The sequence below is a fragment of the Microcoleus sp. CAWBG58 genome (assembly GCF_020883045.1).
GTDB lineage: Bacteria > Cyanobacteriota > Cyanobacteriia > Cyanobacteriales > Microcoleaceae > Microcoleus.
The window spans coordinates 87,611-108,997 of the sequence record NZ_JAHRFA010000013.1 but is presented as its reverse complement, the minus strand read 5'-3'; the positions used below and the strand labels follow the sequence as shown (position 1 = coordinate 108,997).

At 45.9% G+C, this 21,387-nt stretch carries 25 protein-coding genes; 6 read left to right on the top strand and 19 right to left on the bottom strand.

The genetic code is table 11. The annotated features are described in order from the left end of the window. Positions 1 to 5: 5 nt before the first annotated feature. Positions 6 to 710 carry a DUF4079 domain-containing protein gene (locus tag QZ918_RS08405; protein WP_293333406.1) on the bottom strand — a complete coding sequence of 235 codons (705 nt, stop codon included), beginning with the start codon at positions 708 to 710 and terminating at the stop codon, positions 6 to 8. Positions 711 to 779: 69 nt separating this feature from the next. Beyond that, positions 780 to 1,157: a hypothetical protein gene (locus tag QZ918_RS08400; RefSeq protein WP_293333403.1), complete on the bottom strand. Its 378-nt coding sequence runs from the start codon at positions 1,155 to 1,157 to the stop codon at positions 780 to 782. Positions 1,158 to 1,284: 127 nt separating this feature from the next. Between QZ918_RS08400 and QZ918_RS08395 the strand changes: the two genes are divergently transcribed. Beyond that, positions 1,285 to 2,160 (top strand): LysR family transcriptional regulator, encoded by an 876-nt coding sequence (locus QZ918_RS08395; protein WP_293333401.1) that lies wholly within the window; start codon positions 1,285 to 1,287, stop codon positions 2,158 to 2,160. A gap of 104 nt (positions 2,161 to 2,264) precedes the next feature. Here the strand turns inward: QZ918_RS08395 and QZ918_RS08390 are convergent, their stop codons facing one another. The 14 genes from QZ918_RS08390 to QZ918_RS08325 all read right to left on the bottom strand — a co-directional run bounded on the left by QZ918_RS08390 (position 2,265) and on the right by QZ918_RS08325 (position 13,190). Next, positions 2,265 to 2,681 (bottom strand): hypothetical protein, encoded by a 417-nt coding sequence (locus QZ918_RS08390; protein ID WP_293333398.1) that lies wholly within the window; start codon positions 2,679 to 2,681, stop codon positions 2,265 to 2,267. A gap of 84 nt (positions 2,682 to 2,765) precedes the next feature. Beyond that, positions 2,766 to 2,975, bottom strand: a complete 210-nt coding sequence (locus QZ918_RS08385; protein WP_293151650.1) for a type II toxin-antitoxin system HicB family antitoxin — start codon at positions 2,973 to 2,975, stop codon at positions 2,766 to 2,768. 58 nt (positions 2,976 to 3,033) lie between these two features. Further along, positions 3,034 to 3,180 (bottom strand): hypothetical protein, encoded by a 147-nt coding sequence (locus QZ918_RS08380; RefSeq protein ID WP_293151653.1) that lies wholly within the window; start codon positions 3,178 to 3,180, stop codon positions 3,034 to 3,036. Further along, positions 3,170 to 3,466, bottom strand: coding sequence for a type II toxin-antitoxin system RelE/ParE family toxin (locus QZ918_RS08375; RefSeq protein WP_293151674.1), 297 nt, complete (start codon positions 3,464 to 3,466; stop codon positions 3,170 to 3,172). Before QZ918_RS08375 ends, QZ918_RS08380 begins: the two co-directional genes overlap by 11 nt. 25 nt (positions 3,467 to 3,491) lie before the next feature. Further along, a complete protein-coding gene (locus QZ918_RS08370) occupies positions 3,492 to 3,755 on the bottom strand; it encodes a hypothetical protein (protein ID WP_293333395.1) in 264 nt (87 codons plus the stop codon). Positions 3,756 to 3,887: 132 nt separating this feature from the next. Then, on the bottom strand, positions 3,888 to 4,586 hold the full coding sequence (locus QZ918_RS08365; RefSeq protein WP_293333392.1) for a DUF4276 family protein: 699 nt from the start codon (positions 4,584 to 4,586) through the stop codon (positions 3,888 to 3,890). Next, on the bottom strand, positions 4,586 to 5,689 hold the full coding sequence (locus QZ918_RS08360) for an AAA family ATPase (RefSeq protein WP_293333389.1): 1,104 nt from the start codon (positions 5,687 to 5,689) through the stop codon (positions 4,586 to 4,588). Before QZ918_RS08360 ends, QZ918_RS08365 begins: the two co-directional genes overlap by 1 nt. Before the next feature lie 65 nt (positions 5,690 to 5,754). Beyond that, positions 5,755 to 6,018, bottom strand: coding sequence for a hypothetical protein (locus QZ918_RS08355; protein WP_293333386.1), 264 nt, complete (start codon positions 6,016 to 6,018; stop codon positions 5,755 to 5,757). 114 nt (positions 6,019 to 6,132) lie between these two features. Continuing rightward, positions 6,133 to 6,948 (bottom strand): DMP19 family protein, encoded by an 816-nt coding sequence (locus QZ918_RS08350; RefSeq protein ID WP_293333383.1) that lies wholly within the window; start codon positions 6,946 to 6,948, stop codon positions 6,133 to 6,135. Between the two features lie 275 nt (positions 6,949 to 7,223). Continuing rightward, complete coding sequence (gene ndhD1 / locus QZ918_RS08345) at positions 7,224 to 8,810, bottom strand: photosynthetic/respiratory NAD(P)H-quinone oxidoreductase subunit D1 (RefSeq protein ID WP_293333380.1); 1,587 nt, start codon at positions 8,808 to 8,810, stop codon at positions 7,224 to 7,226. A 569-nt stretch (positions 8,811 to 9,379) separates the two neighbouring features. Further along, positions 9,380 to 11,425 (bottom strand): NAD(P)H-quinone oxidoreductase subunit 5, encoded by a 2,046-nt coding sequence (locus QZ918_RS08340; RefSeq protein WP_293333377.1) that lies wholly within the window; start codon positions 11,423 to 11,425, stop codon positions 9,380 to 9,382. 376 nt (positions 11,426 to 11,801) lie between these two features. Further along, positions 11,802 to 12,179, bottom strand: coding sequence for a thioredoxin family protein (locus tag QZ918_RS08335; protein ID WP_293333374.1), 378 nt, complete (start codon positions 12,177 to 12,179; stop codon positions 11,802 to 11,804). 45 nt (positions 12,180 to 12,224) lie between these two features. Then, positions 12,225 to 12,938 carry an NnrU family protein gene (locus QZ918_RS08330; protein ID WP_293333371.1) on the bottom strand — a complete coding sequence of 238 codons (714 nt, stop codon included), beginning with the start codon at positions 12,936 to 12,938 and terminating at the stop codon, positions 12,225 to 12,227. A 75-nt stretch (positions 12,939 to 13,013) separates the two neighbouring features. After that, positions 13,014 to 13,190: a hypothetical protein gene (locus QZ918_RS08325; RefSeq protein WP_293333368.1), complete on the bottom strand. Its 177-nt coding sequence runs from the start codon at positions 13,188 to 13,190 to the stop codon at positions 13,014 to 13,016. A 51-nt stretch (positions 13,191 to 13,241) separates the two neighbouring features. On the opposite strand from QZ918_RS08325, the gene QZ918_RS08320 reads away from it, so the two are divergent. Beyond that, positions 13,242 to 14,246, top strand: coding sequence for a LysR family transcriptional regulator (locus QZ918_RS08320; protein WP_293333365.1), 1,005 nt, complete (start codon positions 13,242 to 13,244; stop codon positions 14,244 to 14,246). Positions 14,247 to 14,291: 45 nt separating this feature from the next. On the opposite strand, the gene QZ918_RS08315 is transcribed toward QZ918_RS08320, so the two are convergent. After that, positions 14,292 to 14,705, bottom strand: a complete 414-nt coding sequence (locus QZ918_RS08315; RefSeq protein WP_293333362.1) for a hypothetical protein — start codon at positions 14,703 to 14,705, stop codon at positions 14,292 to 14,294. A 13-nt stretch (positions 14,706 to 14,718) separates the two neighbouring features. On the opposite strand from QZ918_RS08315, the gene QZ918_RS08310 reads away from it, so the two are divergent. The 4 genes from QZ918_RS08310 to argJ all read left to right on the top strand — a co-directional run bounded on the left by QZ918_RS08310 (position 14,719) and on the right by argJ (position 18,803). Next, positions 14,719 to 16,179: a serine/threonine-protein kinase gene (locus QZ918_RS08310; protein WP_293333359.1), complete on the top strand. Its 1,461-nt coding sequence runs from the start codon at positions 14,719 to 14,721 to the stop codon at positions 16,177 to 16,179. Between the two features lie 464 nt (positions 16,180 to 16,643). Continuing rightward, the gene (gene gifA, locus QZ918_RS08305) at positions 16,644 to 16,838 is read left to right on the top strand and encodes a glutamine synthetase inactivation factor IF7A (RefSeq protein ID WP_293157918.1); all 195 of its coding nucleotides are present in this window, start codon (positions 16,644 to 16,646) and stop codon (positions 16,836 to 16,838) included. A gap of 62 nt (positions 16,839 to 16,900) precedes the next feature. Continuing rightward, the gene (locus QZ918_RS08300; protein WP_293128944.1) at positions 16,901 to 17,041 is read left to right on the top strand and encodes a hypothetical protein; all 141 of its coding nucleotides are present in this window, start codon (positions 16,901 to 16,903) and stop codon (positions 17,039 to 17,041) included. A gap of 520 nt (positions 17,042 to 17,561) precedes the next feature. After that, positions 17,562 to 18,803: a bifunctional ornithine acetyltransferase/N-acetylglutamate synthase gene (gene argJ, locus QZ918_RS08295; RefSeq protein ID WP_293333356.1), complete on the top strand. Its 1,242-nt coding sequence runs from the start codon at positions 17,562 to 17,564 to the stop codon at positions 18,801 to 18,803. A gap of 188 nt (positions 18,804 to 18,991) precedes the next feature. On the opposite strand, the gene QZ918_RS08290 is transcribed toward argJ, so the two are convergent. Continuing rightward, the gene (locus QZ918_RS08290; RefSeq protein ID WP_293333353.1) at positions 18,992 to 19,561 is read right to left on the bottom strand and encodes a Uma2 family endonuclease; all 570 of its coding nucleotides are present in this window, start codon (positions 19,559 to 19,561) and stop codon (positions 18,992 to 18,994) included. A gap of 252 nt (positions 19,562 to 19,813) precedes the next feature. After that, positions 19,814 to 21,184 (bottom strand): hypothetical protein, encoded by a 1,371-nt coding sequence (locus QZ918_RS08285; RefSeq protein WP_293333350.1) that lies wholly within the window; start codon positions 21,182 to 21,184, stop codon positions 19,814 to 19,816. Positions 21,185 to 21,387 lie beyond the last annotated feature (203 nt).

The following is a 21,387-nucleotide window of genomic DNA, read 5'->3' as shown; positions in this document are numbered from 1 at the left end:
GTGCTTTATTTGAGTTGGGGACAGGTCTTATTAGTAAAATCACATTGCTGAATATGCTGTTCTTGCCAATGGAGGGGAATCTCTAGTAAATCCCTTGCACCAGTCATTCCCTGACCGATAAAAAGCAGTAGAGCAAAACAATTGAGAATGATATGAGCGGTGCGCCAGCGATTTTGTTTGTCCTGATAAATATCTTGGACGATCGCCACTGAAAAAATCATTAATAAAGCGGCTGTCATACCGTAATAATAATGGGAAATAAACCATTCATTATCCCGACGATAAATTTCGGGTTGAAATCCTAAAACAATCAATCCCATGCCTGTTAAAGTGGCAAAAATACCTCGCCATAGTTTAACTTTTGCCTTAAATAGTAGCGTGAAAGAAGCAATGCTTAACAGGAAAATGGCGATGACAAAAAAGACTCGAAATGGTTCTTTAGCAAGGGTGTCGTTACTGAGCATTTTTGAAAAAATGGGATAGGCCATTCCCAGTAGGGCAACGCCTACAACTGAGCCGCTCAACCAACTACCGATCGCTACGTGCTCGGAACCTACTACTGGCGGAATTTTACTTTTTTCGCCACCGACAACTTGCAGGCGACGTTGGCGGGTGAGTAGGGCGCGATTCACTACAACTCCGATTAAGGGAAAAACCACAATAATGGCGATCGCCGGATGTAATAAAGCAAAAAAGTCTTGAAGTTCCATATTAAATATCCATTCAATGATATATATCGGGAATTTTCCCTTACTACACTCAGCAAGGGAACAGGCAAATTACTTCACTTCAGCGGCGGGAAAAGTCGCTACTCTCCCTTGTTTGACAGCGACAACGACATCATAGGTAGAACAGTAGGAAAAAGTGACATCGTTGGTTTTGTTGTAAAGATTGACCACCATGCCTGCCCCACCGGGTTGTACTCCTAATGGTAATAAATCACCATAGAAAAATCGTCGTAATTGGTCGCCACTACCAACTTGTCCTTTACTTTTAGTAATAATATCGATCTTTTGCTGAACCGTCATTTCCGGGGCTGCGATTGCCGTATTTTGGAATTTTGGCAAAAAGCTATGTACAGCTACATCTCCGGCACTGATAGCGCTAGCAATAGCGAGGGTTGCCAACAGAGGACTGAGGGATTTGAGTTTTAACATTTTCGTTTTTTGGTGAGAATGGTTGATGCGAATATCATGATCTATTTCAATTTTTTTGAGAAGGAGGCATAATAGAATATGTTATATGCCATTTTGGAATAGGTACTGCATGGATCGAATTGCCTGTATGCAGACTTTTGTTCGGGCGATCGAAATGAAGAGTTTTTCGGCCGTAGCGCGGGAACAACAGACGACGCAACCGACAATTAGCAAGCAAATCGCCGCTCTGGAAAAATATCTGGGGGTACAATTAATCACTCGTTCAACTACCAACTTGAGTTTGACTGAGGAGGGGAAAAGATACTATCAATACTGTCAGCAAATTTTGGAAACCGTCGCCGAAGCGGAGGCCAGTTTAACAGGAAAAGAACGAGCAACAGGTATTTTGCGATTGGGCTGTCCCGTGCTGTTTGGGGAAATGCAGATTGTCCCCCGTTTAAAAGCTTTTATGACACGCTATCCCGATGTCAAGATCGATCTGATGATGGCCGATAGTTTTGTGGATATTGTAGAGAATGGATTAGACCTGTTGATCCGCATTGGTAATCGTCCCGATAGTTCCCTGATTAGCCATCACATCGGCACGACTCGCCGCGTCACAGTAGCAACAAGAGGCTATTTTGAGCAAGCGGGAGAACCTCAAACACCGGATGATTTAGTGGATCGTGATTGTATTGTCTATACGCATCTGTCAACAGGCAATGAATGGCATTTTCAAGGAACAGATGGCACTATCAAGGTGCAAGTTGGGGGTTGTTTTCAAACTAATAGTTCTGTGGCGATTCGAGCGGCAGTGTTATCGGGTTTGGGCATTGCTGTCGCGCCAGTCTGGATGTTTGGTGATGAGATTTACCGGGGCGATCTCAAGGTAGTGTTGGAGGATTATCAACCAACTCCGTTACCAATTAATGGGGTATATCGTCGCAGCCGTTTTTATCCGGGAAAAATAACTTGTTTTATTGATTTTTTAGAGGCAGAATTTAAGCTCGATCCGTGGGTTTGAGATTGTGGGATTTGAGTATCAAAGACGAACTTCTAAAACCCCAAGATTTTCTAAGATGCGAACAATCTCTTGGGGCTGCAAAAAAATCACGATCGAACTAGAAATTACTTATTTTTTGGTAACAATTGATTTAGCGCACCGCACAAGTATCCCTTCACGGTGTCCCTACTTGCAGTTACACCACTGGGAAGGGTAAAGATCATCTCAACAGTTAGTAGAGTTCCATCGGCTGAGGCAAACACGTCAATTGGCAAAGCACGCTGAAAAGCTGTTGCGGGATTTTCGGCTTTCATGACACCTGTACTGACATCGGTGCTGATAGTTCTGATGCTCTCGCGCGCCAAAATGGGTCGCAATTGGGAAAATGCTTTCTCTACCGATAACCCCTCAACCTGAACGCGCGCCGAAAAGGCGGCACCATTGAGAAAGTCTCCCTTTTTTTGAAAGCTTTCCTCGCAGGTTGCGGCAACAGCGGGGGTTGCCAAACACATGAGAGCTAGAGTCAAGAAGAGCGATCGCATATTAGGTGAGTGACAAGAATAAAACAATCATCAATATAATGATGAATCATCAAGGGATTGTTTGGCAAGTGATGCAAATATCTTCTACGCAACTACAATTTGCTGAGTACCAACAAACTCTGGATTGAAAGCTGGATTATCATCTTCCAACAGCATCTCGATTACTTCACACAGGTTCGCTTGTAGCTCGTCTAAAGTTTCTCCTTGAGAATGCGCTCCAGGGAAACCGGGAACATAGCCTACATACAAAGCAGTTTCATGGTCTTTTTCAACAACCGCAGTGAACGTTCTCATAAAATTTAAATTCAAACAGCTTGATTTTTCCGCACAAGGCAATTGTTTTAAGTATAACCTATCTGCAAGTAACGCCAAGAACATCGGGAGAACTAGCAAATGCTCGATCGCATTTTAGATTGTCTTGAAGTTCTGCCAAAATCATTGAGGCGATCGAAGTATAAGGGCTAAGATTAGTTTCTGAAAATTCTATTCTAAACTCCACCTTCTAGTTCATCCAAATCATCTGCGGTTAATGGCGATCGAGCGCTATGGCGCACGTACAACACATAAACCGTAGTATCTCGAATCGCAAACAATACCCGGTAAATGTTTTTGGATTTCCCATAAAGTAACTGCCGAACTTCTTCAGGAAAAATATCACTTTCAACTGCTAAAGCACAGCGTCGAGGTTTTTCTTGGAGTGTTGCGATTTCATTCATCAAGCCTCGAAACCAGCGATCGGCAAAATCGGGATTCCGCTCTCGATACCAGCGATAGGCTTGCTCAATTTCATTAGAGGCGATCGGGGTAATTTCAACCTAAAATGTCATATTTCTGCTGCATTTCTTGGACAAAATTTTCGATCGGGCGAGTAAGTCCGGCGTTGAGTTCCTCGAAGCCTTGCTGAATACCTGCAATTGTTTCTAACCGATCGATTAATTCGCGCAGTTTAATTGGATCGATTTTGTTTGGATCGAGAAAGGTGACGAGAACTTGAGAGCGATCGCTAACATCTTGCGGTAGCGAGGCTAACTGAATCTGTCCGTTCTGATAAATGCCTTCGATGGTTTTTAGCATGAATTGTATTTCGGTTAGTATTCCCTTTTATTCTAGCAAGTATAGGAACAAAAAAATTAAGCTTAAAGACTCAAAGGGCGATCGTACCTAATTGAAGAGCGATCGATCCCGTAGTAATTTTTTGCGCTCCACTCAACTACTAACGCCTTTCTCATTCAAAGATTCAAGTCGTGACAGCCATTTATCAAAGTGAGAGCATTTGTTCCGAATTACGTGCAATCCAATTTGCTCAGCTAACAGCGGTCCAAAAATAGACTTCGCTTTTCCGTAATCAGGAAACTGCGCGATGATACGTTTGCTAGGTGCTGTTTGCTGCCCGTCGTTGATTAACTCCGGTGTCTGATATTGACTAGCGATAACTCGGAGAGCTTCAATCTCTTTTGTCCGTCCAGCATCAAGGTACTTAAAACACGTTGGGTCAGAAAAGAGGTATGCCTCATATTCATGTAACTGAAGGTAAGGAATTAATCGAGCATCACCAATATCTTCTGCAAAGCGTTTCTCTAAAAATTCAACCCGCTGTATCGGATCTTGACGTAGACTCTCAGACTCAGCTAATCCCGGAAAATCGGCATGAATAGCGTATAAATCAATCATAGTTGTGAAAAACACATCCGGGGCTTTTTCTTGTTTAAGAAAACGCATGATGTCATTCTTCATTGGCAGATAATTACGACCGCCACCTCTATGTACCTGACCCTTCTTTTTTGCATGAGCAATAAGTATGGGATTGTGCATAAACACGTCATATAGAGCTAACTGCGGTTGTATCAAAATGTCAGCGAATGTCTGCTCGGTTTGTCCTTCGGCAAATAGGTAGAGGCGTACCATTAATGCGGGCCTCCACCAATGATATTTTTCTCCCAAATTTCTCCCAGACTATACTCCTCAAGCCAAGCGTGTAATTCTGTGGGATTTAGCCTCTTAAATTGCGATTCCTTGCCCTCTCGGTTCACCGCAATTACATCGTCAGGATCGAAATTATCCAAGAAAGAACTAGATTGAGTGCTAATGAGAATTTGCGTATGGAGTGCAGCCTTACTAAACAAATCAGCCACAACATTTAGAGCGTAGGGGTGAAGCCCTAATTCCGGCTCATCAACGACAATGAGTTCTGGCAGTTCATCTTCTGGCTGTAAGAGCAGCGTGGCAAGACATATGGCACGCAAAGTACCATCTGAAAATTGATGGGGCCCAAATACCCGATCGGACTCTTTTTCTCGCCAGTTGAGAATGACGCGATTAGATACATCTGGTTCAAGAACAAAATCATCGAAAAAAGGTGCAATAAGACGGATTGTTCCGATAATCCGCTGATAAGCTGCACCCCGATTCTCTTCACGAAACCTGAGAAGTAATGCAGCTAAATTTCCAGCATCGGGCATTAGCCATCGACTGTCACCAACATAACAGGATTGCCGGACTCCTGCCGTAGAAGATGTGTCATGAAAATGGTATACACGGCAACGATTCAGCAAATATTCCAGCGTTCGAGCCGTTTGCTTACCTTCCTTTGCTGCTTCTTTAATTCTGGTTTCCTGATGTCCTGCGCCTAATTCATCAGTCCTTGGGGATGTCCTGCCTGTTTGCAGAAAGCTCAAAGTCTCTTCGGCAAAAATAAGGGTATCACCAGCCGCATGAAACAGCCGAAGATGATAGGAATCGACCCCATTTTCGACTTCAAATTCTAGTTTTGCTTCTATTTGGGGTGTTGTCTTAGGTCCAAAATATAGGAGGGATTGAGAACGACCCGATACAGCAATAAACTGTTGAAAGCGTCCAGCCATCATCTCGTTGAGCATCTTGAAAAACGAGATCAGATTGCTCTTGCCTGCTCCATTTGCTCCAATCAGGATATTTAGGGGATGCAGCTCAATATCTATTGCCTTAATAGACTTAAATCCATTGAGGGTTAATCTTTGTAGCCTATTCAAAAGTCAGTCTCCTCGTATAACAATAAGACTATAAATTCTCATCCAAAGAGGCGATCGGGGTAATTTCAACCTGAAATATCATATTTATGCTGCATTTCTTGGACGAAATTTTCGATAGGGCGACTAAGTCCGGCGTTGACTTCCTCGAAGCCTTGCTGAATACCTGCAATTGTTTCCAATCGATCGATTAATTCGCGCAGTTTCGTTGGATCGATTTTGTTTGGATCGAGAAAGGTGACGAAAACTGGAGAGCGCTCGCTCACATCTTGCGGTAGCGAGGCTAACTGAATCTGTCCATTCTGATAAATGCCTTCGATGGTTTTTAGCATGATTTCCAGTCCGGTTAGTATTCGCTTCTATTCTAGCAAGTATCGAAACAAAAAAATTAAGGTTAAGACTAAAAAAGATAGTGCATCAACCTAACTATTAATTTGGCCGCATAGTTATACCACGACAATCTCCGCTATCTGTTCCTTCGACTTTCCAGAAAACATCATTGCCTTCCCGTCAGCCTCCACCATGAAGTGATGCCCATTGTCAGTAATAAAGTGCCAAGCGAGTATTCTTTCGCCACCGTACTCATTCATAGTATCGCCTGCCGTAACGCGCTCAAGCTTATGACCGGCTGCATCGCACAAGGCTCGTATCAGTTTCATGTATGTCGGCTCGGCAGCACGGGCTTGGGCGAGCCGGGCCTCGCGATCGGAAATACTCAATGCTCGTCGAGTGACTTCCTGTTGGATTCGATCTTCTGCTACAACAATCAGGCCGGGGCGCGCTTTTAACCAGTTAGCATTTAATCGTTCGAGACTCTCCTCTTGTTCGATCGAATAAAAGTTCTCATTTATGCCATTTAGCCTGTCTCTCTCAGCATTTTCGCCGAATAACCCACTCGAAAAGAACGATGCTAACTTTGTCTTTTCTGCTGTAACCAACGCCTCTCCTTTTGTAAAAAGATCGGTATGTTGTGTCGCACCGATTTGCTGAAGGCCTTCTTTGACTAGCGCGATGACCGCAGGTTTCCATCTTGTGTTATGGACAAACTGAGCAAAACCGCCATTGTTCACCTGCGCGAGGTAGTAATCGACGTAGTAACTGAGGAGTGCGTCGTGAGAAATTTCTGAGGGATTCAGAAGCACTTCAAATAGTGCGTTCACGAAGTCAATATTTGATTCTATCGTCGCGCGGATATCATCGCTATTCATGCTTTCTGCTGATACCACGACAGTATTTTTCAAATCAAGTATGTCGTCACTCATTTTTCCGTCTCCCTCTTAGGCTAGAACTTTTTATGCTGCCCAATTATTAATTATATTGCAGTTGGAACATCGAATATAGTCGATCGTCCTCTTTTATGCTTTTTAAGGAGCGACAATAGTGAAAATCCCAACAGCGTTCATCTGTGTTTATCTGCTGAAATCTGCGGTTTAAAAATCCCAATCTAATCGATTTGCTTCGATCCGATATATAGAAAACCCCCAAACCCTATTTTTAAAAGAGTTTGGGGGTTTTCTTCATTGCATCAGCGTGCAAATTACAACTTGCTAGGCTCGATCGCAGGTGCGCGCAAAGACACCGTTTTATCCGCAGCAGCCTTAGCCACTAGCGACGGTACAGAATCCCGCAACTTTGCAGTCAACTGTGCAGTAGTCGCATCGTAAACCTGAGTCAGCATCTTCGGATACAAGCCAATGCCAATAATCGGCACTAACAAAGCCGCAATAATAAACACTTCTCGCGGTTCCGCATCCACCAATTCTTCATGTTCCGCCAATTCCTTGTTTTCCGGGCCGTAGAAGATTTCGCGCAGCATTGACAGCAGGTAAATCGGAGTTAAAATTACGCCGACAGCCGCCAAAAATACCACGCAAACCTTAAACACCGGATTGTAAGCGTCGCTGGTTGCAAAACCTACAAACACCATCAATTCTGCTACAAAACCGCTCATTCCCGGCAAAGCCAAAGAAGCCATAGAACAAGCTGTCCACATGGCGAAAACTTTCCGCATTTTCTTGCCGACACCGCCCATTTCGTCGAGCATGAGGGTGTGAGTGCGATCGTAAGTGCAACCCACCATGAAGAACAAACTCGCCCCGATCAAACCGTGGGAAACCATTTGCAGCATAGCGCCGCTAATTCCCAAATCGGTAAACGAAGCTATCCCGATTAACACAAAGCCCATGTGCGAAATCGAAGAATAAGCAATTTTGCGCTTCAAATTGCGCTGAGCAAAGGAGGTTAAGGCGGCGTAAACAATGTTAACTACACCCAAAATTACTAAGATGGGTGCGAATACAGCGTGAGCATCCGGGAGCATTCCGGCATTCATCCGCAGCAAGGCGTAGCCGCCCATTTTTAGCAGAATTCCTGCTAGCAACATATGGGCGGGTGCGGTTGCTTCGCCGTGGGCGTCGGGGAGCCAAGTGTGCAGGGGAAAAATTGGCAGTTTGACGCCGTAGGCTATTAAAAATCCTGTGTACAGGAGCAATTCTACATTGGGGGCGAATTCTTTGGCTGCGATCGCCCGCATATCGAAAGTCACCGTATCGCCGTAAAACGCCATCGTCAGCGCGCCAACCAAAATAAACAGCGAACCGCCTGCGGTGTACAGGATAAACTTAGTTGCTGCGTAGAGGCGCTTTTTGCCGCCCCAGATGGACAAAATCAGGTAAATCGGAACTAATTCCAGTTCCCAAACCAGGAAAAACAGCAACATATCCTGTACGGCAAAAACTGCGATTTGGCCGCCGTACATTGTCAGCATCAAAAAGTAAAATAGCTTTGGTTTAAGTGTGACTGGCCAAGCTGCTAAAGTAGCCAGGGTAGTAATAAAACCTGTCAGCAAAATCAACGGCATTGACAAACCGTCAGCACCCACCGACCAATTTAAATCGAGTTGGGGCAACCAAGCATAACTTTCTACGAGTTGCAAGTTGGGATTGCTGAAGTCGTACTGAGTGCAAAAAGCGTAAACAAGCAGGGCAAAATCGATCAAACCCACAATTAGTGCATACCACCGCACCGTCTTGCCATCCTTATCGGGAATCAAAGGAATTAGCAGGGACGCAGCAATGGGAAACAGAATTGTTGTTGTTAACCAGGGAAAGTTAGCTGTATCCATTGCGTTTTAAAATTATCCATCAATTATTAGGTTTAAACACATTTTGGCGATTTTGGTCTAAATTTTATACTTTCTTTATACGAAACAATTCTTTTTGTAATGTTTGCGACGATTTGTGCGATCGCAAAAGTTGAGTTTAATTAAAGATTTATTTCTATTTGCTAATTGTCAATTTTGAGTTATTGAGCTAAGAGCAATCCTTAAAATATCTTCTAGTGGGACATGACAACGCCTTTCATCGTATCAAATTAACCCTAAAAACCTTTGGATCTCTTGTTTATCGCCGAGATCCGATCCCCCTAAATCCCCCTTAAGAAGGGGGACTTTGACAGAATACTCTTGTTCCCCCCTTATTAAGGGGGGCTAGGGGGGATCTAGACTTCGAGGCAAACAAAAGATACGGTAGGTTTTGTCTTAAGTTGAAACTAACAGGCAATACCGTTTCCCTGTACTCTTGTTCCCCCCTTATTAAGGGGGGCTAGGGGGGATCTAGACTTCGAGGCAAACAAAAGATACGGTAGGTTTTGCCTTAAGTTGAAACTAACAGGCAATACCGTTTCCCTAGAGATTTAACCTACTCCAGAAACGATCGCAAAACCCAGAACTGCGACAAACACAATCAGGGCATAAAATTGAGCGCGGCCGTTTTCAAAGTATTTCAAACCTTCGCCTGTAACCAGGGTGAGAAACCCTGTCAAGTTGACGATACCATCGACAACTCGCAAATCCACTTCCATGACTTGCCGCGCTAAACGACGGCTGCCTTTGACGAAGAGAACTTCGTTGATATCGTCGAGATACCACTTGTTGAGGGAGAACTCGTAAAGTGGTTTGATTTTTTGGGCGATCGCACCAGCATCGATTTTCCGGCTCAAATACATCAGAGAAGCCAAAGTAATGCCCAGCAAAGCAATACCTACAGAACTGCCGCCCATGATTAGAAATTCCGTCAAATCGAACTTCGCGGCGTGTGCCAAAACTTCTTCGAGAGACTCGCCAGGAGCGCGGACAAACTGCTCGAAATAATTGGCAAACGGCGTACCGAGAAAACCGATAAACACAGAAGGTACAGCCAGCAACACCAACGGCAGAGCCATTGTCAGAGGAGATTCGTGAGGGAAATGGTCGTGTGCGTCGTGACTTTCGCCAGTTGATGCCAATTCCTTAACGTTCATCGCTCCAGGGCCGAAAACCAAACCCGGTTGCAGGAGTTGTTGCTTGATGGCGCTGTCATTGCCCCGGAATTCGCCCTCAAAGGTGCTGAAATACATCCGAAACATATAAAACGCGGTCATCCCGGCAGTCACCCAACTCACAGCCCACAGAGCGGGATTTGCATGGAAAGCTTGGGCGAGGATTTCGTCTTTTGACCAAAAACCAGCAAAGGGCGGAATGCCACAGATTGCTAAGTTTCCGATTAAAAAGCAAGTAGCGGTAATCGGCATATATTTCCGCAAGCCGCCCATGACTCTCATGTCTTGAGCGAGGGCGGGGTTGTGCCCGACGACATCTTCCATGCCGTGAATGACTGAACCCGAGCACAGGAACAGCATTGCTTTGAAGTAAGCGTGGGTCATTAGGTGGAAGAGTCCGGCACTGTAGGCGCCGACTCCCATTGCCATCACCATGTAGCCCAATTGGGAGATTGTGGAGTAGGCTAAGCCTTTTTTGATGTCATTTTGGGTAATTGCGATCGAAGCACCCATGAATGCTGTAAAACAGCCGGTGCAGGCGATCAAATTCATGACTGCGGGCAGCCCTTCAAATACTGGGTACATCCGAGCGATCAGGAAGACGCCGGCTGCTACCATCGTCGCGGCGTGGATTAGGGCTGAAATTGGTGTCGGGCCTTCCATTGCGTCTGGAAGCCAGACGTGGAGGGGGAATTGAGCTGATTTGGCTGCTGGGCCCAAAAATATCAGGACGCCGAAAATGGTTGCAAGAGTTGCGCTCAAAGCACCTGATTCGACTAGGGAGTGCAGCCTTTCGCCCATTACGTCAAATTCAAAGCTGCCGGTGGCCCAGTAAATGCCGAGGATGCCCAGCAGGAGGCCGAAGTCGCCGACGCGGTTGGTGACGAAGGCTTTTTGGCAGGCGTCTGCTGCTGGTTTGCGATCGTACCAAAATCCGACTAGCAGGTACGAACACATACCTACCAGTTCCCAGAAAATGTAAATCTGAACGATGTTCGGGCTGACTACTAGACCTAGCATTGAGGCGCTGAAGATGCTCAGGTAGGCGTAAAATCGCACGTACCCGTCATCGTGTGCCATGTAGCCGTCGGTGTAAATCATCACCAAAAAGGCGACCGTGGTGACGATCGCCAGCATTACCGACGTGAGGGGGTCAATGATATAGCCCATGTTCAGCGAGAAGTCCCCAGCAGAGGCCCACTGAATGGTTCGGGTGTAGGGTGCGTGGCCCTGTAGTTGACTCCACAGCAATGCGAAAGACATTACCGCTGACCCTCCGAGGGTGGAAAGGATTAAAATCGCATTCGCTTGTCGGAGTTTGTTGGTTGCCTGGTTAAAGGTGATTAAGCCTAAACCTACTAGCATTGCGCCTGCCAGCGGCAGGACTGGAATCAGCCAGGCGTATTGATAAAGCGGTTCCATGACTGATAGGTAGTTTAAAGTTTCTACTAGATATTGCCAAAACTGTTAATAATTGTGACACACGCTTGCGCGACTGGGCAGAAAGACTCTCTACAATTCTTAAGTATTGCCGATCGACAATCCTTAAGAATTGCTGCTGGTGTTGGCGATCGATCTAGTTCGTCTTAAATCTATGCCAAAAGATAGATTAACAATTTTTTAATTTTTGGATGCAACCTAGAAATAAATAAACCGGGTTTTTTTGCGAATACCTTAGTGCTCGATGCGGTATTTTCGCAAAAAACCCGGTTTCTGCCGACCTTTAAATGTCTGGTTGCCGATCGCATCGGTAAATTCCCGAATCTGCGATCGATAAGAACCGAAAGCCTTTTAACCGTTAGCGGTTGACTGCTTGCTGCGGTTGCAGGCGTTGACTTTGGGGAGCATTCTGAGTGGCGAGCATCCAGGAATCCAGAGTGCGCCGCAGTTCCTCGCGGTTTTGATAATTTTCAAATCTAAATAGAACTCGATCGCCCTCAAACAAAATCAGTGTGGGCAGACTGGTCAGCCGGTAAGTATTTGCCAATTTGAAACTTTGATCGGCATTCACCCCTAGGAGCTTGACTTTTCCTGCCCACTGTGTCTCAAAACTTGTAAGCGTGGGGTCGATCGCACGGCACAAACCGCACCAAGGCGCCCAAAAGTGAACTAAAACGGGGGTAGAGGCTTGAAATACCTCTTGTGCAAAAGTGCGTTCGCTAACCGACAACACCATGATCCCTCAAAATTTAATAATTTTTTTTCTATCCTAGGGATCATGCTACCAGTATATGTTCGCAGTGACACGCATCAGAAAAGGATGAATTTTCCACAGCAGGCCTGTAAAAATGACTACGCCTAGGTAGGAAGGGCGCAGGAACTCAAGCAAATCAAGGGTTTGACGCTTTTGCAGGATTGCCAAAAATGGAATAATTGAGGTTTGAGATTTGATGGTTTCAAAGGATTCGCCAAAACGAGCCCGCAGCCGGCTGTCGCCGTGCCACACTCCGAATAGGTGGTGAAGTATCAAACCGATGGAAGTGACGAGGGTAAAGCTAGTGCCAATCCAGAGGGTGTGGGCCACGCACCAAATCACCTGTCCCACCATTTGCGGGTGACGGGTGACGCGGATGATCCCCGCTTGGTAGAGGTGAACTTCCGGCTTTTGGATGGCGGCAATTTCTAGAAGGTTGAAGGTTGCTGGGTACAGAAACAGAAAGGAAATTGCCGACAGTATCCAAACCATTGGTTTAACTCCGGGCACGCCCTGTACTTGCCAAAGCTGCACGCCGTCGTAGCGGTGGTTGAAAAAGTAGACAACCAAAATCACCGCCAGCGGCAAACTGACAAGGGCAAACAAAACGCGGTAAAGTCTCGGCCCGATCAGCTTTTCACCTTTCGGGCGCAGGGCTGCTAAACCGCTGTGGGCGATCGCAAAACCAAATAAAAGTCCGAGAATAACTAAGTGGGAGTCAAGCGCTAAGTCGATCGTCATTGCAAATATTAAGAAAAGTTATTGATTCGCGGCCAAATTGTGTCACAAAGTATCTATAGGAGCATTCAGCGGTTATCAGTCAGTTAACTGTTCGCTGTTCGCTGTTCGCTGTTGACTGTTGACTGTTCGCTGTTCGCTGTTCGCTGTTGACTGTTGACTGTTCGCTGTTCGCTGTTCGCTGTTGACTGTTGACTGTTCGCTGTTCACTGTTTGCCGATCGATCGCTGTTTGCTGTTTGCCGTCAACCGTCAACCGTCAACCGTCAACAGTTAACTGACAAATGACAACTGACAATTTAGATATATGTCTGACCTTCCTTTCACTTTAGACCAGTTACGCATTCTCAAGGCGATCGCCTCTGAAGGAAGCTTCAAACGCGCCGCCGACAGCCTCTACGTATCCCAGCCAGCAGTTAGCTTGCAAGTGCAGAACCTAGAGAGACAGTTGGACGTGCCGCTGTTTGACAGGGGAGGGCGGCGGGCTCAACTGACCGAAGCCGGACACCTGCTGCTGAGTTACGGCGAGAAAATTTTATCGCTTTGTCAAGAAACTTGTCGAGCTCTCGAAGACTTGCAAAATCTCCAAGGCGGTACTTTGATCGTCGGCGCTTCTCAAACCACGGGGACATACTTGCTACCCCGAATGATTGGGATGTTTCGGCAAAAGTACCCCGATGTAGCGGTACAGCTTCACGTGCATTCGACCCGCCGCACGGCGTGGAGTGTCGCCAACGGGCAAATCGATTTGGCAATTGTGGGCGGAGAAATCCCTACCGAACTTGTAGAAGCTTTAGAAATTGTTCCTTACGCTGAGGACGAACTGGCTCTAATTCTCCCTCCATCTCACCCGATGGTACAACAAGAAAGCATCCAAAAAGAAGACCTTTATAAATTGCAGTTTATTTCCCTCGATTCGCAGTCTACTATCCGCAAAGTCATCGATCAGGTACTGACTCGCTGCGGCATTGACACGCGCCGCCTGAAAATCGAGATGGAGCTCAACTCCATCGAAGCCATTAAAAATGCTGTTCAGTCCGGGTTGGGCGCTGCTTTTGTGTCGGTTTCGGCGATCGAAAAAGAGTTGATGATGGGTGTCTTGCACAAATCTCAAATGGATGAAGTTTTGGTAACTCGGATTTTGTCGCTGATTTACAACCCCAACCGCTACCGTTCTAAAGCAGCAGAGGCTTTCAGCAATGAAATTTTGCCAACATTTGCTACTTATTCGAGTACCCAGGAAAAGAAAGAACCTCCGGCCATCGATTTGGGACTGATAGAAATAGCAACTCCCAACTCAGGGGGAAGTTGATTTATTAAGTTGCTGGTTCTCAGCAGTTCGCGCGTAGTTTAGAGATTAAAATCTGGTTTGATAATCCCTGTTCAACAGTTGACAGTTGACAGTTGACAGTTGACAGTTGACAGTTGACAGTTGACAGTTGACAGTTGACAGTTGACAGTTGACAGTTGACAGTTGACAGTTGACAGTTGACAGTTGACAGTTGACAGTTGACCGAAGGAGAGTGACTTCTACCCTTAAGTGCGAGGATTGGAGTAATGAATAGTCTGATTTTAATTTATCCCAAGCAGGCGGTCGGACTTTCAACCAATTCTTTCTGGTAAAAAGAACTGGGATTAGTATTAAAAAGTTTAACCACCTAGAATTAGGAATTAAACCAATTCCCTGTTTAGTCAATGCCCTGTTTGCCCAATGCCCTGTTTGGCCTTCTTCCCAATGCCCAATGCCCGATGCCCAATGCCCTATGACCAATTAGCAAACCAAAATGGAAGTTTACTGCACCCGTCCGGGCTGCCCGCGCCCTCAAAACAATTTTTCCGACCTCGATGACAGTTCCCTGCTGAAAACGGTGCAGCAAAGGTATTGCAAGGCCTGTGGAATGCCCCTAATTTTGAGCGGGCGCTATTTGCCAGTCAGGTTGCTGGGTCAAGGCGGTTTTGGGGCGGCATTTTTGGCTAGAGACCGCTATACTCCGGCGATGCGGCAGTGCGTTGCTAAACTTTTGCAGCCGTCGGCAAATCTGAGTCCGGCACAGCTAAAAATCGCTCAAACTCTGTTTGAACGGGAAGCAGCGGTGTTGGAAGAACTGGGAAACGAACATTCGCAAATTCCGAGTTTGCTGGCGTTTTTTGAGCTGACTGTTCCGAGTTTGCAGCCTGGGAAAAACGATCAGTTTTTCTATCTGGTTCAAGAATTTATTGACGGTCACAATTTGGAGGAAGAACTTGTTGTTAAAGGCAAATTTTCGGAAGCGGAAACGATGGAGGTGCTGCGTGAAATTTTGAAGGTTCTCGATTTTGTACACTCTCGCGGTTCGATTCACCGGGATATTAAACCTGCTAATATTATGCGGGCTAAAAGTGGTCGGCTTTATTTATTAGATTTTGGGGCTGTCAAACAGGTGACGCAAACTGCGGGTGCTTCTAAGGCTTCGACTGGTATTTATTCTTTGGGTTATGCTCCGCCCGAACAGATGAACGGACAAGAGGTTTATCCCGCAACGGATTTTTATGCTTTGGCTGTGACTTGCATTACTTTGCTCAGCGGTTTGCAGCCGACGGAATTGTTTGATAGTTATGAAAATGAGTGGAATTGGCGATCGCACGTACAGGTAAGCCCGCGTTTGGCTCAAGTTCTCGATCGAATGTTATTACCAGCTCCCAGCCAGCGCTATCAATCGGCGATCGAGGTGGAAGCTGCTCTGAAATACAATTCTCAACAGCCTACGATGGTCGTGCAGCCGCGTCCCCTATCGACTCCGACCCCCCCACAAACTCAGCAGACACCACCAACTCAGCAGCCTCCTGTGCCTCCTGTGGTGGCGACTCCTCCGGGAAACCTCCAATCTGGGCCGCGAAGGGCTTTTTCGATTTGGGATATTTTGGGTGGGGCTGCGTTTACGGGTTTTGAAGGGGGGTTGCTGGCGATCGCCCTGACGAGTTTGCTACCGAATCCAGGCGTGAGTATCGGATTGTTGGGGATGATTGTGGGGGGTTTGATTTTTGGCCAGTACCGCAGGGCGATCGAGCAAACAGAGATGCTGATTATTAGCACAGGTACTCTGGCTGTACTGTGGTTGTTCCCGGCTTTGCGCGCCGCTGTTACGATTTATCCGAATTCTCCGATCACAGGCGTGTTGTTTGTGGGATGGTTGGCTGCTTTGGGGGCGATCGCGGCAACAGCTATTTTTCGCTTACTTTATAAGTTACTTTCTAATATTTTTTAAGCCTAGCGGGTAGTCATATCATGTCCGGTCGATTACCATAACAAAAATTGTTTGTAGTGCGGACTTCAGTCCGTAAAATGCTGCGGACTGAAGTCCGCACTACGAACTGTTCGTAGTGCAGTTAATCAGCGGACACCATATCAGCCATCAATTAGACTTCTTGGCTCAATCTTTTTAATCAAATTTTGGGACGCTGCTCAAAGCCATCCCACAAGAAAAACAATTGTGGGATGGCTTTGAGTAGCGTTCTATTTTGCAAGCAGTCGATTGTAGGAGATAGCTGCGCCGATCGCACTTCGCGGCTTTCCTGCACTCCCCGCATTCTCGATCGCACTTATCGCCTTATTGTAAAGTTTTATTACAATTTTAATTTTGTAGCTTTAGATACAGAATTATCTGATATAGTTATAAATAAGAACAGAAAAACAACCCAAGATCGATCGAGCAAAACGGAGGAACCCGATATGTCTACCGAAAATCAAGCCCGCTCTCTGATGATGCGCCACCACCAAATGGTGAAGAACCGGCAGCAATCCATGCTCAACCGCAGCGCCAGCGAAGTCGGAATGGAAAATACTCACTACTGGGGCCACATTCAAGGCAAACCGCAGCCCAGCCTTCAAGCCAGTTACGATCGCAGCAACGCCACCATGAGCTAAGGCAAAGCTCAATTTCCCCAATTGCCCGCAAACCTATTACCTACATTTGGAGAAAACCAGTTATGTCTACTCAACAACAAGCGCGCAGCCTGATGATGCGCCACCAACACCTCGTCAAAAACCGTCAGGAATCTATGCTCAGCCGCGCGGCTGCTGAAGTTGGTTTAGATACTGGTTCTCAGGCGAGTGTCGATCGCAAATAACTCGTTTTTTCAACAGCGAGACAGTTGAATCAAGTTTGTTGTTTGCCAGCTAAAAATTAATAATGACAGTTACAAAACCGTCGCGACTTGTTCTTGAGTTAGATATCTACAGAATAAGTCGCGATTAATTTTAGGTCAAATATATAGCCTTCGTCAAAAAGATGAGGTACGTTGTTGGGCTTTAGCCCTAAGAATTTAAGGGTTATGTAAGCTGTCAGTTGTACCTCATCTTTTTAAGAAAGGCTATAATATTGCTCAACAGTATTTTCATCTCGTTTGTGGTTTAATCGGAATTATTTAACCACAGAGGCCGCAGAGGACACAGAGAGAGAAGATAGAGATTAATAATTATAATGCTACGGAATTTGAGATCGCCCGTCGGGCAAAGAACGATTAAACGACGAAAAAATAACTCATTGATTCGTCATTTGTTGACAATCTAAAATCTAAAATTTAAAATCTAAAATCTAAAATGATATAATCCCCTCTCAATAGAATAGAACGCTCTAGGGAGGTCATCATGTCGGACTGGAAAGAAATTGACGGCGGAGTTACAGCACCGAGAGGATATCGAGCATCGGGAATTACAGCAGGTTTGAAGCCTTCTGGCTTGCCGGATTTAAGTTTAATTTTGTCAGAGGTGGACGCGATCGCAGCGGGAGTCTTCACTACATCGACAGTCAGGGCTGCTTGCGTGGACTACTGCCGCCAGCGCTTGCAAGCCAAACCCAGTGCCAAAGCAATTTTGTGCAATGCGGGACAAGCAAATGCTGCTACTGGCGAATTAGGTTTAGCAGATGCCCTCGAAAGCGCTAAATTGTTGGGCGAAGCGCTGAATATTCCTTCGGAATCGATTCTTTTGGCATCGACTGGCGTCATCGGGCAGCGGATTAAAATGGAACCGCTGAGGGCGGGAATTCCGCGATTGGTTGCTGAGGCCTCGGAAACTGGTTCTGATGCGGCTGCTAAGGCGATTTGTACGACTGATTTAGTGCCGAAGACGATCGCCCTGGAAACCATGTTTGGCGATCGTCCCGTGCGGATCGGCGGCATTTGCAAAGGTTCGGGAATGATCCATCCAAATATGGCAACAATGCTGGCATTTGTAACGTGCGATGCAGCAGTGTCGTCACATTTGTGGCAAGAAATGCTGACTCGGGCGGCAAACAGAAGTTTCAATCAAATTACTGTTGACGGCGATACCAGTACCAACGATTCGCTAATTGCTTTGACTAACGGCCAATCCCGCACGCCTGCGATTACAGAAAAGGGCGCGGATGCTGACAAATTAGAAGCGATGCTAACAGAAGTATGCGTGCATTTAGCAAAGGCGATCGCCCGTGACGGAGAAGGTGCAACTTGTTTGGTGGAAGTGCAAGTTAGTGGCGCCGCCGACGAAGTTTCTGCGAGTAAAATTGCTAAAACAATAGTCGGTTCTTCTTTGGTGAAAGCTGCTATTTTTGGACGCGATCCGAATTGGGGAAGAATTGCGGCGGCGGCGGGGCGTGCGGGCGTTGCTTTTGAACAAGAGAATTTGCGGATTCAATTGGGAGATTTTTTGATGATGGAAAACGGACAGCCGAAGGAGTTCGATAAATCTGCTGCGAGTAATTATATGAAGGCTGCTGCTGCTGGTGAATATCTGAAGGAAGACACGGTTTTAATTCAGGTTGCTGTCGGGAATGGCGGCGGTTTTGCGAAGGCTTGGGGATGCGATTTGAGTTACGACTACGTGAAGATTAATGCGGAGTATACGACTTAAGTTCGGTAATTTCCGAGGCCCGGGCGGTTGCAAATTGCGCCTACACCGCCCGGGCGATTGGAAATTGTGGCGACACAGCCCCGGCGGTTGGAAACCGCGACTACACAGACAAAACCCACCTCCGTGGGTTGAAGATGCGTCGGCGATTGAAATCGCCGACTCGAATCGCTGATTCTTCTAATTTTCATTCAAACCATCGGCCAATTCAACACAAATCCCGGTAACACATCTTCGCCCGACAAACTAACCGGAAATTCTACAATCTCCACCTCACGATTAGCGCGATAAATTTCCACTTGTTCGTCTTGAGGATTAATCAACCAACCCAAGCGCAAACCGCTGTTGATATATTCCTGCATCTTCTCCTGAAGCGGCTTTAGCGGGTCTGTTCGCGATCGCAATTCTATGACAAAATCTGGACAAATCGGCGGAAACTTCTCCCTTTGTTCATCAGTTAAAGCAGTCCATCTTTCCAAACTAACCCAAGCCGCATCCGGGGATCTATCTCCATTATTTGGCAACCGAAAAATTGTTGAAGAACTAAACACTCTCCCTAACTGCGTTTGACGGTTCCACAAGCCCAAATCTGTAATTAAATCCGCTTCTCGATTGCCGCTGACTCCGCCTACTGGTGACATAATGATAATTTCTCCTTTAGCAGTCCGTTCAAATTGCCAATCTCGATTCATCTGGCACAAACGGTAAAACTGTTCGTCGCTTAATTCGACAGTATCTAAGTTTAAAGTAACTGTTGTCATTTTATTACCTCCCTTCTCTCTTCAGTCCGCGCAGGCGGACTTCGTTTGACAAGACGCGATTTAAATCGCCGATTCCAGTCGCTTCTAGCCAAGTCTCGATCCCCCTAAATCCCCCTTAAAAAGGGGGACTTTGAACAAATCTTGTCCCCCCCTTAGTAAGAGGGACTTTGAATAAATCTTGTCCCCCCCTTACTAAGGGGGGTTAGGGGGGATCGATTCCCTGATTAGAAATGCGTAAATCCTACAACTATTTTAACGCCGTTTCTTGCCGATCGCCCTAATCGCGATCGCACCCAACACCCCTGCAACAACTCCCAAACCAAGACTCAACCCAAAAACCGCATTCGCATCCATCGGATTTTGCGGAGGTTTAATTTGGCCTGCATAGACGCTGGCTGCTACGCCGCTAGTCGCAATTCCTACGCCTACAGTGCCGATGGTAAGATTCAAAGTGCGATCGATCTTCGCCCTCTCAATCTCAATAATCCCTTCAATCGTCTCAATGGCATTTTCCAACAACCTCAAACCCGCACTCAAACCCCTGTTATCAGCTTCCACTTGCCAGACATACTTTTCCTCAGCAAAATCGCTGAAACTGGACAAAAACTTAAAAGCTTCGGCATCATTTCCCATATCCTTACCGATAGTTTCCAGCCGTCTCTGATAATTTTTGAGATTAGTTTTGATTGTATTTTCTTGCTCTTCCAATCTGCTTATATAATTAGCATAAGCCGAGAAGATTGTCAAGGCATTAACCAGACTTTGCTGCAATTCCTTTAAGTCAACTTTCGGCGCATTCACCTGATTCGGGAGTTGAGTAACAATTTGTTGAATCGTCCGCGCAGCATCTTTCAAATCAGCCTTAAGTTGGCGGCTTTGAGTATAAGCCCAAATCACCTTATTGCGGTAGGCAAACAATCGCATTAAATTTACATAAAGTTTAGCGATAGTCTTGCTAATCTCGGCAATTGCTTGACCGTTATTGTAAGGAAACAAGCAAATTAAGACATGATGGTTTTGGCTGATATTACCTCTGTCTCCTGGCGGTAGCCACAACTCGTAAAAATCAGCATTTAAAAATTTCTTTGTGGATTTCAAATCTCTATCCCATTTAGCATTCGGGAATAGATTCAATTTCTTATAGCAATTTTTAGCTGTTTCTAAAGCATCTTGATCGTTAGCAGTCAATTGTCCCCAAACCAGCCAACTTTGACCGATTGTAGCAGGTGAATTTACGCGGAAAATTACCTGTTGTTTCAGCCATTCCAAACAGTCAATTTCTTTCGGTGCAAATTTATTGTCTGCGTCGGATTCTATTTTTCCAGACAAGTCAAATTGTGCCGCATAGGTATCGCCGAGTTTGACGGGATAAGCATAGCCATCGAGGGGAGACTCAAATGCTACGAATTTTTTGTCGCCCAGTAACTCGATATAATCAGCAGTTTCAGTTTCAGCTTGCTTGAGATTGTCTAATTGTGACGTAGAGAATTTGTCGCCATGAATCTTTTTGCCAAACTGTGCGCGATTTTGGCTAATCTTGTCCTCATTTTGCCCGATACCGTCTGCCAAATCGTAGACAAACAAATCGACAGTCGGGTAGATTAGCCAATTCTCGTTACTCATGAAATTTTTAGGTGACTAGGGAAACAACAATATCTATTAATATGAGCTTAAAACTACAACTTTTGAAAAATTTCGTTTTTACCATAGTCTAGATCCCCCTAAATCCCCCTTAAGAAGGGGGACTTCGATCGGATTCTTATTCCCCCCTTTGTAGGGGCGGTGCCCCCGTGCCCGCCCTCTCGGCTAGGGGGATCTAGATTTAA